At 62.8% G+C, this 14021-nt stretch carries 10 protein-coding genes; 5 read left to right on the top strand and 5 right to left on the bottom strand.

The genetic code is table 11. The features are described from left to right. Positions 1–220: 220 nt before the first annotated feature. The 5 genes from HG800_RS09415 to HG800_RS09435 all read right to left on the bottom strand — a co-directional run bounded on the left by HG800_RS09415 (position 221) and on the right by HG800_RS09435 (position 10387). On the bottom strand, positions 221–2098 hold the full coding sequence (locus HG800_RS09415; protein ID WP_169976142.1) for a hypothetical protein: 1878 nt from the start codon (positions 2096–2098) through the stop codon (positions 221–223). Positions 2099–2247: 149 nt separating this feature from the next. Continuing rightward, positions 2248–4719 carry a type IV pilus assembly protein PilM gene (gene pilM / locus HG800_RS09420; RefSeq protein ID WP_169976144.1) on the bottom strand — a complete coding sequence of 824 codons (2472 nt, stop codon included), beginning with the start codon at positions 4717–4719 and terminating at the stop codon, positions 2248–2250. A gap of 414 nt (positions 4720–5133) precedes the next feature. Next, positions 5134–8340 (bottom strand): amidohydrolase family protein, encoded by a 3207-nt coding sequence (locus tag HG800_RS09425; RefSeq protein ID WP_169976146.1) that lies wholly within the window; start codon positions 8338–8340, stop codon positions 5134–5136. Positions 8341–8617: 277 nt separating this feature from the next. Beyond that, positions 8618–8833 (bottom strand): hypothetical protein, encoded by a 216-nt coding sequence (locus HG800_RS09430; RefSeq protein ID WP_169976148.1) that lies wholly within the window; start codon positions 8831–8833, stop codon positions 8618–8620. 489 nt (positions 8834–9322) lie between these two features. After that, a complete protein-coding gene (locus HG800_RS09435) occupies positions 9323–10387 on the bottom strand; it encodes a CPBP family intramembrane glutamic endopeptidase (RefSeq protein ID WP_169976149.1) in 1065 nt (354 codons plus the stop codon). A gap of 202 nt (positions 10388–10589) precedes the next feature. Here HG800_RS09435 and tyrS point away from each other — a divergent pair, with 202 nt between their 5' ends. From tyrS to HG800_RS09460, 5 genes are all read left to right on the top strand, one after another. Continuing rightward, entirely contained in the window at positions 10590–11807 is a 1218-nt protein-coding gene (gene tyrS / locus HG800_RS09440) for a tyrosine--tRNA ligase (protein WP_169976152.1), read from the top strand. A 160-nt stretch (positions 11808–11967) separates the two neighbouring features. After that, a complete protein-coding gene (locus HG800_RS09445) occupies positions 11968–13035 on the top strand; it encodes a Gfo/Idh/MocA family protein (protein WP_169976154.1) in 1068 nt (355 codons plus the stop codon). Positions 13036–13137: 102 nt separating this feature from the next. Continuing rightward, positions 13138–13410 (top strand): type II toxin-antitoxin system HicA family toxin, encoded by a 273-nt coding sequence (locus HG800_RS09450; RefSeq protein ID WP_169976156.1) that lies wholly within the window; start codon positions 13138–13140, stop codon positions 13408–13410. Further along, positions 13388–13606, top strand: a complete 219-nt coding sequence (locus tag HG800_RS28400) for a type II toxin-antitoxin system HicB family antitoxin (protein ID WP_169976158.1) — start codon at positions 13388–13390, stop codon at positions 13604–13606. Before HG800_RS09450 ends, HG800_RS28400 begins: the two co-directional genes overlap by 23 nt. 104 nt (positions 13607–13710) lie before the next feature. Beyond that, positions 13711–13965 carry a hypothetical protein gene (locus tag HG800_RS09460; RefSeq protein ID WP_169976160.1) on the top strand — a complete coding sequence of 85 codons (255 nt, stop codon included), beginning with the start codon at positions 13711–13713 and terminating at the stop codon, positions 13963–13965. Positions 13966–14021: the final 56 nt, after the last annotated feature.

The following is a 14021-nucleotide window of genomic DNA, read 5'->3' on the forward strand; positions in this document are numbered from 1 at the left end:
TCGGATTCCGATCGGACTGGGTTCGGTCGAATACGTTCAGATGTTCGAGAAGGGAGTGTTCCGTGGTCCGCTTCAGGCAGTCATTCCCACCACGTTTGGGAGGGGAATTTCAGAGGGCAATTCTTGAACTGCCCTCCCCCAAAACCGGTGGTTGGAAGAACCGAATGTCGCGGAAACCGATTGGCCTCGGGAACCGATCCACGAACCGTCGGTTGGGCGATCAAAACCGAGAGGGTGCGGGATCAGCCGGCGCGATGGCCGACTCGTCGGCCGGAGGAGCCGGAGCCTCCTCGACAGCCTCCGGTTCGGGAGTCTCGGCGGCCGGAGGATCGGCAGGAGTCTCATCAAGCACTGGAGTTTCAACGGCCGTGGCCTCCGCCTCGGGCGTATCGGTAGGCAGAGCGGCGTCGGGAGTGACCGCTGTGTCGGTGGCCGTTTGATCGACCGGCTCCTCGGTCAAGGATTCGTCGGCCAGATCATCGGTCATCAACGCATCGGTCGATTCCTCTCCAGGGCTCTGCGAATCGGCGGGGGCCTCAGGAGCGGGCGGGTAGTAGAACCGGGCCTGAACGTAGACCTGAAGCTCCACAACGTTGTAATAGGGGTCGAAGATCGTGACTTTCTCCGGCTCAGTCTCCTCGCTACCGTCTTTTTTCTGATTCGGACCAGCCAGATCTCGCTTGACCCGAGACCGAGGCTGGTTGGACGGAGCTCCCATGCCTCGACCACCCATCATGCCGGGCATCATGCCCATTTCGCCGGGCATTCCCATCATCCCTTGCATCTGCATCATGCCCATTTCGCCGGGCATTCCCATCATCCCTTGCATCTGCATCATGCCCATTTCACCGGGCATTCCGCCCATCATGCCGGGCATCATGCCTTCCATGCCATACACACCGCCGCCCATTCCCATGCCGAAGCCACCCATCCCGGCATATCCCGAGAACCCTTGGCCCTTGACAGGAGGCTGAACGCGGGTCTTGGGGCGGGTCCAGTTGGCCTCGAGTACTCGCATGGTCATCGGTGAATTTTCAAACTCGACCAGCAGGTTCTGGATCGAGTTCTGATCGATCAGCACGGAGACGTACGCAGGGTAGTCGCGGAACAGTTCCACCCCGTCTTCCTGGAGGAACCGGACAGGGCCACCCCCCTTTGAGGTGCCCATTCCACCCATGCCCCCCATCATGGCTGCCATGCCTTCCATGCCTTCCATCATGCCGGGCATCATTCCGCTTGCGCCACCGGCGCCGCCTTCCATCATGCCCCGCATGGAGTCGGCCTGGCCCCCACCCATGCCGGCCATGCCGCCGGCCGAGGGGGTTTCCGGTTCGATGGCCTGACCACCCTTCGTGACCTCAGGGGGATCCTTCAGCTCGAAGCCCAGTGCCGTCGTCCGGTGGTCGACGGCGGCGGGGTTGCCAACTTCGAGGCGGGTCAGTTGCTTGATCGCGGCCGTTTCCCAGTCCTTCGCGCCGGCCTTGCGGTTAACCTCGGCAATGACTTCGAGGATCGAGCGGCGGACCCAGAGATTTTCCTGATACTGCCAGATCTTGCCAATCGACGGCAGATTATTGATGTCGAAGGTCACGGTCTGGAGCAACGACTCCATCGGGGGGACCACAACGATCCCTTCTCCTTCGATCGGGTCCCAGGGCTTGACGACATCGTAGACGTTCTTCGCGTAGTCGTCGTAAACCTGGCTATAGAAGTAGGCGACCCGCTGGGTCTCATTCTCGGAGATGTCTTCGGGGATGTCTCGGCCCCACTCGGTCAGTTGCGGGGCGACTTCCTCGGGCCAGTCGAGCAAGGGGGCCTGCCGATCGTAAAGACGCCGGTGAGCCTCGTTCACATCCTTCTCGATCAGCCCGATCTTCTTCTGGGTGAAATCCGCGTACTGGCCGTTGGGAACGGTGCCAGAGGTGTAGGACTGAGCCCCTTGCTCAGCACTCTTGATTTCGGCGGCCTTGGACTCGGCTTGTTCCTTAACCGTTCCGGCGGTGACAACGTAGCCGATGACCGGCAGCAAGGCGGCAATGAACAGCACGATCCAGAAACGATTCTGGATCAACAGTCGAAGGATATCCTTGGCATCCATGGCGGTCGGTTCCGGTAGGCTCGGGGAATCACGAATCGTTCCGATGTGAACAGGCAAGACGAGCATTGGCCGGAGGATCAGAACGCCGGCCGATCCGGCCCGGCCGACGCTCCTTGCGTGGAGCCTCGGCCAAGCCGAAGGGAATGGACTCAAGGCGTTGCGGCGTCCGCTGGCGTTTCGGCGGCCGGAGTGGCCCCGCTTTCCTCGCCGGTCGGAAGCTGCTGAAGGGTTTCCTGAATGGCCTGCTCAGACTCGGCCGCCGACTCTTGCTCGAACTCTTCGAGGTTCGGTGCCTGGACCTTGCCCCGGAACTTCGCTTCCGCTTCGCGCAACCCCTTGGCCAGCTCGGTCGCCTCGGGTGCCGGTTTCTCCTCGGTCGGGGGTTGCCAGACCACATAGATGACAAAGTCGGTCCGCGTCAGGTAGTCGATGTCCGGCTCTTTCGTCGTTCCCCCCATCCCATTGAAGGCTGAGGTTCGACCTCCCTGAGCGCCCATCATGGCCATCATGCCCATTTCACCGGGCATTCCGCCCATCATGCCGGGCATGCCGCCCATCATGTCAGCTCGGCCACCGCCCATCATGTCCCCGTATTCGCCCATGCCTTCCATACCGGGCATCATGCCCGGCATGCCACCCTGGGCTCCCATCATGCTCATCATGCCTTCCATGCCAGCCATCCCTCCGGCGCCTCCAGCCCCTGCGGTCGGAGCGGGAGTGGAGTGTCGCAGGGTGGGAGCACTTGTCGGCAGGCTGTTTGAGGCGAGGGCTTTCTCGCTCGTCCAGGTGGCATCGGTGAGGAGCCACCGAAGACCCGCATGAGAGAACCCGAGGCGTCGGAACGGGACTTCCCAGAACCGGGGTAAGACCCGCTCGGTGAGGAACAGATAGGGGCCTCCCTCGCGATCGCGGAGGGACAAGGGGTTGTAGTGGTGGCCGATCAACTCAATCACCCAGCCAGAGCCCTCGGGAGGGTTCTCCTGGTCGTAGGGGTGCATGGTATTCTTGGTTCGATTCGGCACCTCCTGGGTGTTGTCGAACCACTGTGCGAGATCGCTCTTGTAGACGGGCCGGATGGCGTCGATGTGTACCCGTTGTAATTCAAGCTGTCGGCGATTTTCCGGGTTCTCGAAATCGACGTCCTTGAACCGGGCGTCATCCCTCGGATCGTACGTCGCCGCGCTGAGAATCTGGAAAAGACTCTTGAAATCGGCCCCATCGGGGCTGGTCTCGACGAGTGTTTCCCCCTTCGTCTTCAGCGTGTTGAACTGGCCCAGGTCGGTGTCGTACTTGCTCTTGAAGCTGTCGCCGTTGGATTTAACCGACTTGGCCCGTGACACGGCCTCGGCAAACTCGGCGTTATCCACCTTGGCCAACGCGCGGTAGTCACCCAGGAACAACGCGGAGAAGCCCAGAAGCAAGAGCGAAGCGGCCAGCAGGGTCAACGGCTTCTTGGCCCGAATCATTCGCGCCTGGGCAATCTCGCCTGGCAGCAGGTTGGTCTTCAAGCCTCCCAGATTGAGCCCTTGCACGCCGAGTCCGTACGATACGGCGAACGAGGCGATGTTCTCCTGGAACTGAGGAGCCGTGAGCACTTCTTCACCGACGACCCGGTCGAAGTGCTCCAGTTTCTCGACCTCCATATTCAGATTCTGCTGGAGGAACTTCTGCAAGCCCGGCAGTTTGAAGCCGTTGCCCAGGCCGACGACCTTCACCACCTTCGCCTGGCGGTTCACGCTGCCGTAGAAGCCGATCGAGCGCTGAACCTCGCTGGAGAAGTCGTTGAAGACATTCCGCATGGCCGTGAAAACGGCGCGGGGGTCGGGGGCCTTCGTGGCGTTCCGCTTCAGGTGCTCAGCCTTGGCGAAGGTAAGCTTCAGCTCCTTCGTCAAAGCCCGCGTGAAGTGGTTGCCTCCGATCGGCACGTTCCGCTGCCAAATGCGCTGGCCGTCGGTGATGATCAGGTCGGTATGGTCGGCACCGATGTCGAGCAAGACGATCGACCCGCCCGGCTCGATCGCGGGAGCCGCAGCCGCGGCCTCCCCGTCCTCTCCTTCGGCCGCCACGCCCAGTTGGGGGCGGAGCCGGTCGTAGGCGATGAAGTTGTAAAGGGCGATCGGGCTCATCTGAACGATTTCGACCTCGATCCCCGCCACGGTGAACGGCAGGATCGAGCGCTGAATCTGCTCGCGCTTCATCGCGAACAGGCCGACCTCCGTCTGCGAAAACTCCTCATCCCCTTCGGTGGCAATTTCCTGCCAGTCCCAGATCACCTCTTCGAGGGCGAAGGGAATTTGCTGGCGGGCCTCGAACTTGACGATGTCCGGAACCCGTTTCTTATCCACCGGGGGCAGCTTGATGAACTTCACCAGGCCAGACTGGCCTGGCACACCAATGGCAACCGGAATTCCCTTGACCTCGTTACGTTCGAGGAACGTGGTCAACGCCTCTCGAACGAGTTCTTCAGGGTCGGCGTCGGGCTGACTGAGGATCTTCGGGTATTCGATAAAGTCGAAGGCCTCGGCCACGACATGATCGGGGGAATCGCCCGGCGCCAGCTTCAGGGCCTTCAGCGCGGACAGGCCGATATCGATGGCCCAGACGGGCTGGATCTTCGGCATGCGGTCATTCTCCTGCGGGCCGGATGTCCGGGCCGGTCGGAAGCTCCGAACTGGCTTTGAGTTGCGTCGAATGAACTGGAGAGGGGAGGCGGAGGTCACTCGTCCTTTCAAGACGAGTCCAGAGCCACCAAGGGCCCCACGCTAGCAGAGCGATCGGCGCGTCGTCAATCATTGGGGACCTGTGAACCTCCGTCGCTGTTTCTTTCGACGCTGAGGAATCACCCTGAGTTCCCGACTGTTGCCGAACCCGATCACGTCCACCACAACCGACCGTCAGACGGCCGGTTGTTGAACCTCCTTCGTTTAACATACGTGAGAACCGTCGTCCAAGAGGCTTACCGAATCAACTGCCGTGATCTTGTCTCGTGCTAACCCGTACGATGCGATTGGATTCTCGGGACTCCGACCGAATTCTCATCGTGATCCATCCACCTCGGACCTTGAGAACACAACCTCACCCTCGACGATCGTCTCGGTCACTTCCGACGCTCGGACCTCCTCCGGAGTACCGGCAAACGGGTCGCGGTCGATCACCGTCAGGTCGGCTCGAAAACCGGGGCGAAGCACTCCGAGCCGCTCCTCATCAAACGCCGCAAAGGCCGACCCTGCGGTAAAGGCCCGCAACGCCTCGTGCAGCGAGAGCAGGTGCTCGCTATGCCAACCTCCGGCCGGAAGCCCCTGCCCATCTCGTCGAGAGAGCGAGGCGTAAAGCCCCCAGAACGGGCTGACAATCTCGACCGGAAAATCTGATCCGAACGCCAGCTGCACGTTCGCATCCCGGAACCATCGCCACGCATACGCCCCCAACACACGATCGGGACCAAGCCGAGCGTCAGCCCATCGCATGTCTGTGCTTGCATGAGAAGGCTGCATGGACGCAATGATTCCCAGCTCGGTGAAGCGGGGAACATCCTGCGGACGGACCACCTGAGCGTGTTCGATCCTCAATCGAGCATCGGTCGCTCCCGGAACGGCGGCGAGTGCTTCGGCGTAGGAGTCGAGTACCAGTGCGTTCCCCTTGTCTCCAATCGCATGGGTGCAAACCTGCCAGCCGTTGCGTAGGGCGGCGATGGTGGTGTCTCGGTGGCGATCGGGATCGATCAGATACAGCCCGGTGTTCTCGGGGTCATCGTGGTATGGCTCAAACATCAAGGCCCCTCGCGACCCCATCGCGCCATCAATGAACAGCTTGATTGCCTGGTATCGGAAGCGGGCATCGGAGGAGGCCGGTTCGGGAGCCTTCGAGGCAAACTCCACCTCCTGGCCGTCCGGAGGATTCGCCATCCCGTAGACCCGGAGCTTGAGCAGCCCTTCCTGGTCGAGCTGGCGGTAGATCGTGGCGATGCTCGGTGGAATTCCCGCGTCGTGCACCCCGGTCAGGCCGGCGGCGAGGCTGGCATCCTGAGCCAGCAAGATGCGTCGCCGCAGGTCTTCGGTCGATTCCCCCGGAGCCACCCGTCCGATCAGACCCATCGCGCCATCAATGAAGATTCCCGTGGGATTCCCGTTCTCATCTCGGATGATCTGGCCATCGCTCGGCGGCTCCGACGCCGCGGTCACGCTGGCGAGCTCCATCGCTTTTGAGCTGGCCCAGCCGGCATGCCCATCGACCCGGCGGAGCCAGACGGGGCGATCCGGGCTGGCCTCGTCGAGAATGCTCGCGTCGGGAAACTCGCCTCCGGGCCAGAGACTCTGATCCCAGTTCCGGCCGAAGACCCAGCCCCCTTCCGGGGTCTGCTCGGCGCGCTCTCGGATCAGACGCTTCACTTCGTCGAGCGAGGCCACATCGCGCAGGTCCACTTCTTCCAGCGACGAACCGAGCATCAAGAGGTGGACATGAGCATCAATCAGCCCCGGCATTGCGAAGCCGCCGGGACGATCAACGACCATTGTCTTCGGCCCTCGGAAGGAGTCGATCTCTTCCCGAGAACCGACCGCGAGAATCTCCCCATTCCGCGCCGCCAGGGCCTCGGCCCACGGAAACGCAGGGTTTCCCGTCCAGATGCGAGCGGCGGAGACGACCAGATCAGCCGGGCCATCCTCCGTGAGCCGGAGGGCCCGGCCGGGCAGGGTGTCCATGAATGCTCCCTCGGAGATAGCCGGTTCTCCGGCAATGAACAGGTAAACGACCCCTGGGGCGTACTGGGTCGGTGCATCGAAGGTGGCGGTATCCCGGAACGTTTCCGGATCGAAGACGACCAGATCAGCCACCGCCCCTTCCCGGATCACGCCCCGATCGGCCAGGCCAAGGATCTCCGCCGGAAGGCCGCTCGACGACCGGATCGCCTGCTCCAGGGTGATCACTCCATCGTCCAGGGCGTAGCGAATCTTCCGAGGGAAGGTGCCGTACGATCGTGGGTGCGGCTGGTCATCGCCGCCGGGCAGGTGGGCCGAGCCATCTGATGCGGTGGCGACGAACTCGCGTTGCATGATGTGGCGGACGTCCTCCTCGGTCATGCCGAAGCTCACGCCCGAGGCCCCACCGTTGCGCTCGATCTCGATGACGATCTCCTCGGCCGGTGTGCCTTCCGCCTTGGCGATCGCCGCAATCGACTTGCCGACCCACTCGGGACGGGGCGCATAGCGGGCAATCCGGATCGACTCCCCCCCGTTCCGCGATTCCAGGCCCTCGCGAATCCCATCTCGGAGCTCGGCCCCTCGCTCCGGATCATCGGCGATTTTCGCGAAGGCGTCTGAGCCGTCACGCACGGCCCAGTCGGGAATCACCATCGCACTGACCGAGGTGCTCGACGCGATGTACGGGTACTGATCGGCTGTGACGACCTGCCCGGCGGCTCGGGCCTCGGCAATCCGATCGCAGGCCGGAACCACCAGCCCCCACGCCCGTTTGCCGCTCGCCTTCAAGTGTGAGATATGCACCGCTGCGCCCGACCCCTGGCCAATCTGAATGGCCTCGTCGATCGACGTCAACAACCCCGTTCCTTCTCCCCGGATGTGGCTCGCATAGAGCCCGCCGTGCTCGGCCACGACCTTCGACAGCTCGATCAGCTCCTCGGTGTCGCCGTACTGGCTGGGAATGTAGATCAGGCCGGTCGACATTCCCCAGGCCCCCCCCTCCATCCCTTCGGCGACGAGCTGTTGCATGCGCTCCAGCTCCTCGGGAGTCGCCTTGCGATCGTCGTTACCCATCACCTCTCGGCGGATCGTGCCGTGCGGGATCAGGTGGATGACATTCGTGCCGGCCCCCCTGGCATCGATCTCCGCCAGATAGCCCGCTACGTCGATCGGCCCCGAGCCGCAATTGCCCGTCACAATCGTCGTGACCCCTTGCGCCTGGAAATTGCGATTCGGCCGCGTGTCGTCGAGTAGGATCGACCGGTCTGAATGGCTATGCAGGTCGATGAACCCTGGCGCCACGATCAGCCCCGACACGTCGATCACCCGAGCCTTCGGGTCTGCCTCGAAGCGGCCGACCGCGACGACCCTCCCGTCTTTCAGGGCAACATCGGCGACCGTCCGGTCCGCCCCGGTGCCATCAACGAGGGTCCCACCCTTGAGAACCAGATCGGCGGGAATCTCCTCCCGGCCCTGAGACGCCACCCCCGAACCGAGCCAGGCCGCCAGAGACAGCGTCGTGATCAATCGAGCAGACAACCTCATGGATCCTCCCTCTCGGGGGGCCGATCCCCCTGGCCCCTTTTGTTTGTTCCAGTTCCTCGGGCAAGCGAATCGCCCGATTATGAGGGGAGGGTGAACGAGGTGCCAGCATCTTCTCGACCGCGCCGTCCTGCCCGGGGCACCCCGATTTGGACCAGCGAGCATCGCCCGTGATCTGGAGTTAATGCAAACGGCCTCCGACCCGCAAGGCTGCGAATCGGAGGCCGTGATTGATTTCTCGGGGATCGTCCGAAAGACGATCAACAAGGCAAGCGAGCGGTTAGCTTCGGTCAGCGGAACTTGCGGTTCGGGACTCTGCCGATCGCCGGCCGGTGCGGCCGGTGTTGGCATAAGAAGCCGTCAAGGCGCCCAGCAGCAGCGAGCGGCGACCGCTCCGGGCCGAGACCCCGCCGCGTCGGATGCGGGCCATGGCTCCAGCCCATTCGAACCCGTTGTGCGTCGGTGCGGTCTTCTTCTTGGAATTCACCACGCTCATCGTTTCCCATCACTCCAGAACTAGGAGGCCAGGACGCGAAAATCAGCGACCTTGACCATATCCATCCAATCCGTTGCACCGAGTTCGCCCCGCATCCCGGCAGCCCTGGCTCGCGATCCTTGGCGGCCATGCGACCGGTCGCGGTGTTCCACCACCGCGGGGGCCGGGTGTTCGGATTCAAGACCTTTGGGGTCCACGCTGCGCACGACCGGTAGGGGGGGAGAGCGCGAACCGCCTTCCTGCGACCGAGGGCCGGAGGAATACCCCGAAGTTATCGTCTCAACCAGCGCCGGACTTCACGAGATTCAAGGATCGGGAGGTTCAGATGACCCCAAACGATCGAATCTGGTGAGGTCATGACCGCCGTTGCAACGACATGGGGTCTTCGCTCGGAAATCCCGTGATCGAGGTACTCGCATCCTAATCCCGTAAGCAGGACTGGGCAAGTGAAAACCCGAATCTTCACACCGATTCAACATTTTGATGCGATCAGCGCGTGGGATTCTCCTCCGAGTTCGCCGATTCTCCGGCCTGGAGCGGCTCGGCCTCCGCGTCGACCGTCGCTTCCTCCGGTGCCGAAACTCCCGGTTCCCCGGGTATCGGCACGACCTCCGGTTCCACCTTGGGGACCATCAGCACGATGACGATCATGGCAATCGTGCTCAGGCCGTTGAAGGTGGCATGCGCGGCAATCGGAGCAACGATGCTCTTGGTTCTCCGGTACAACAGTCCCAGCGCGATTGCCAGTACGAACAGCGGCAACGGCGCGGGCCATTGCCCGAAATGGACGATCGCAAAGACTGCGGCAGGAACCACCAGCGCCGTAAGATTGGCCACGCGCGGATTGAGACCGGGCTGCAAGTCGTTCGAACTCAGCTCCGAGACCTCGTCATCCGCCCTCGTCGGGCGCGTCACGCCGAACCGCTTTTCCAGCCATCCCTGCAAGACTCCCCGGAACAGCAACTCTTCCGCGGCCGGTGCAAAGATCACGGCCGAGAGAATTCCCAGGATCATCACCCACGGAGAGCGCTCCGCAAACAGCATTTCCATCAGCGGGTGTGGGGTCGGCGGCCAGATGAGAATGGCCGTGAGCTGCACACCGTAAATCAATGGTAAGCAGAAGATCGCCGTCAACACCCCAAGGATCAGATCACGGCCGACTCGGTCCCAGACGAGCCCGAAGTCGATGGCTCGGGCCTGGTTCCAGAGTGCCAGGAAGCCCGGCACCACAATCAGGATGGCCAGATTGATCAGGGCGACGGCGCTCATTGCCGTGACGAGGTTCGGCTCGTCTTCCTCACCGCGAAGGGCTCTCAACAACTCGGCCATGGCCAGCGTTGCAAACTGCCACAGGAAAAAGCTCGCAAAGACCTGCGGCCCTCCCCACGGCACCGGTCTTCCCGATCGGGTCGGGATCACTGGCCTGCCGCTCCAGATCCGCTCGATCGCAATGGCCCAGGCCGTCGCAATGGCCAGCAGCACCAGCCCTGCCATCCCCACCAAGATCCAGGCCGTTTGCATCGAGATCTTGAGATCAGCAGCGTCGAGCGGCATGAGCGGGAGCACTCCGTTGAAGGTTCGGTCCGGGGCTTGGTCGAGAGTAGCTTCGCAACTTATCCTAGGTCTGACGGGGCTCGCGGGCCACCTTGTCCGATTTCCCGCAATGACCTAGAATCGCAACCCGCTTCCCCCAGGGGCCAGTTCCCGGGATGGATTTGCCACGATCCTGACGCCAAGCCAAGGCCGGTTCCCCCCGATGCTTCCTGCCGCCGAGCAACTCGAACTCCTCCGCCGGGGGATCGACGCGATCACCCCCGAGCCCGACTTCGTGAAGATGCTGGACCACTCGGTCCAGACCGGAACCCCCTTGCGCGTCAAGTACGGCATCGACCCGACCGGTATCGACGTCCACCTCGGCCACACGGTCCCCCTCCGCAAGCTCCGGCAATTTCAGGACCTCGGCCATACCGCCGTGATCATCATCGGCAATTATACTGCCCTCGTCGGCGATCCCTCCGGCCGAGACGAGACCCGAGCCGCCCTCACCGAGGCTCAGGTCGAAGCCAATGCCAAGGACTATCTCGAACAGGTCGGCAAGATCATCGATCTCGACCGTGCCGAGGTCCACCGAAACGGTGACTGGTTCTCGACCTGGTCGTTTCTCGACGTGCTCGACCTCTGCCGACGCATGACCCTCGGGCAGATCTCTGCCCGAGACGACTTTTCCAAACGCATTGCCGCCGAAAAACCCGTCTATCTCCACGAATGCCTCTACCCCTTGATGCAAGGCTGGGATTCGGTCGAGATCCGGGCCGATGTCGAACTCGGAGGGACCGAGCAACTCTTTAGCCTCCTCGTCGCCCGAGACTTGCAACAGGCTCGCGGCCAGCGCCCTCAGGTGGCCATCACCCTGCCGATCCTCGTCGGCACCGACGGCCACCGCCGCATGGGCAAGAGCCTCGGCAACTACATCGGGGTGGCCGAGCCTCCCGAGACCCAGTTCGGGAAGGTCATGAGCATCCCCGACGAGCCGATGCGGCAATTCTTTACCCTGCTCACCAACCTGCCGATGGCCGAGGTCGAGCAACTGCTCGCTCCTGGCGTCAATCCCCGAGACGCCAAGGAAGCCCTCGGCAAGGCGATCGTCTCCCAGTACTACGGCCCCGAGGCCGCCGAGGCCGCCGCCCTCGCCTTCCGCCGCCGCGCCGCCGGAGAAGACCCCGATGAGATCCCCGAGGTCACGCTCCCCCGCGATCAGCTCGATGGCGACGGGAAGATCCCCCTGCCCCGTCTGATCGTCGCCCTGAACCTCGAATCGAGCACCTCGAACGCCCGCCGGGTCATCGAAGGCGGTGGCGTGACCCTTGGTCCCGACCGCGCTGTTGCCAAAGATCCGAAGCAGGCCATCGCCGTCGAGGACGGGTTGATCGTCCGCGTCGGCAAGAGGAAGATTGCGCGGGTGAAGCTCTCTTAACGCCGATCACGCGATCGCGATTGCGAGGCGCGCTATGGCCACCACGGCAGCCGACCGAACCCGCGAGCACGGTGCCACACAGACCGACGCCTCAGACCTCGACCCCCTTCAACACGACGTCAGAGACGCACTTCCTTCCTGAACAAAGGACGTCCCCCTCATGGCCGAACATGGCATTGGATTCGTCGGCTGCGGCATGATCGCCGAGTTCCACACCAAGGCGATCAACGAGATCCCGAACGCCCGTGTCGTGGCCGCGTTCGACCCTGTCCGCGAGCGGGCCGAGAAGATCGTCGGCATGGCCGAGGGGGGAGACGTGGCCGTCTTCGACACCCTCGACGCCATGCTAGCCCACCCCGGCGTCACCGTCGTCAGCGTCTGCACCCCCAGCGGCGCCCACATGGACCCCGCCGTTGCCGCCGCGAAGGCTGGCAAGCACGTCGTGGTCGAGAAGCCCCTTGAAATCACTCTCCCTCGATGCGACGCGATCATCGAGGCCTGCGACTCGACCGGCGTCCGCCTTTGCACGATCTTCCCCTCGCGCTATTCCGCCGCTAATGGCCGCTTGAAGGAGGCGATCGAGGTGGGCCGCTTCGGCCGCTTGACCCTCGGCGACACCTACATCAAGTGGTGGCGGACCCAGGAATACTACGACTCCGGCGGCTGGCGCGGCACCTGGGCGCTCGACGGCGGCGGGGCGCTCATGAACCAATCCATTCATAACGTCGACCTGCTCATCTGGATGATGGGCGAGATCGAGACCGTCACCGCCCTGGCCGCCACCCTCGCCCACGAGCGGATCGAGGTCGAGGACACCGTCGTCGCCGCCATCCGCTTCAAGAACGGCGCCCTCGGCGTCATCGAGGCCGCCACCAGTGCCTACCCCGGCCTCTCGAAGCGGATCGAGATCCACGGAGACCGCGGCTCGGCCCGGATCGAGCAGGACGACATCACCCTCTGGGAGTTCCAGGAGAAGGTCCCCAGCGACAACGACATCATCGCCGCCATGGCCAAGGCCGGCGCCACCGGCGGCGGCTCCGACCCCCGCGGCATCTCCCACGCCGGCCACCGCGACCAGCTCTCCGACTTCCTCGCCGCCATCGACGAAAACCGTCCCCCCTTCGTCGACGGCAAGGAAGGGCGCAAGGCCGTCGAGGTCATCCGCGCCATCTACAAATCCGCCGCCGAAGGGGGCAAGCCGGTAACCTTGCCTCTGCACGACGCGTGAGCCGTCATCACCTCGTCGGACAGACCGAACATCCTGCCCGACGGGCTTCCGACGACTCCGCGTGGCCATCAGGCTGCAGCCGAAGCCTTGGACCTGCTCGTCATGGCATGGAAGAAAACGCTCGTCCGGGTTCTCCGAGGGACAGCCGACTCCTCGATCCGATTTGACGAGGTTCGGCTGTTACTGGAACACCCTGGATTCGAGGAACGAATTCGAGGAGGCCATCACATCTTTACGCGAGAAGGGATTGAGGAGATCCTCAATCTCCAACCTCGTGGAGCTTTAGCCAAGGCCTACCAGATCAAGCAAGTTCGAGACGTGATCGTTCAATATCAATTGGCGGGGAACGACGATGAACACAAATTCACGTTATGAAGTCATTCTCTATTGGAGCGATGCAGACCAGGCGTTCATCGCCGAGGTCCCCGAACTCCCCGGATGTGCCGCGGACGGCCTTTCCTATCGAGAAGCGCTCGATGCAGTTGAGGTGGTGATCGCTCAATGGATCGAGACAGCGAAGGAACTCGGCAGGCCTATTCCAAAACCTCGGGGTCGTTTAATATTCGCTTGAATGATTCATTTCGCATTGTGTGAATTCTTAAAAATCAAAAATTTCTCATTCTGGCTTTCCTTTGAAATCCCCGCAGAGAGTCACTCGGCAAAGGGAGCGAGCGCATGTGGGACGAACATGAGCGGTTCACCGGGCGATTCGGCCGGGTGTGCGGGTGGTTCATCGTCATGATCGGAGCGGCGATCGCTCTTGTGAGCCTTGTGTTCAATACCACCGCCGTCTTCCTGGTGTACGTGAAATTTCTCGCCTTGCTGGGCTTGATCGGCCTCACCTATGCGCTGATACTGCTCGGGATCACGACGATCGCGAACGGTTTCTACCAGGGGGTACGAGCGATCTGGATTCGGCACTCGCGGTAAGCTCGGCACGCTTCGCGTTTCTCACCTCAACATCGTGGCTCAACGGAGTGACCGCC

The sequence above is a fragment of the Tautonia rosea genome (assembly GCF_012958305.1).
GTDB lineage: Bacteria > Planctomycetota > Planctomycetia > Isosphaerales > Isosphaeraceae > Tautonia > Tautonia rosea.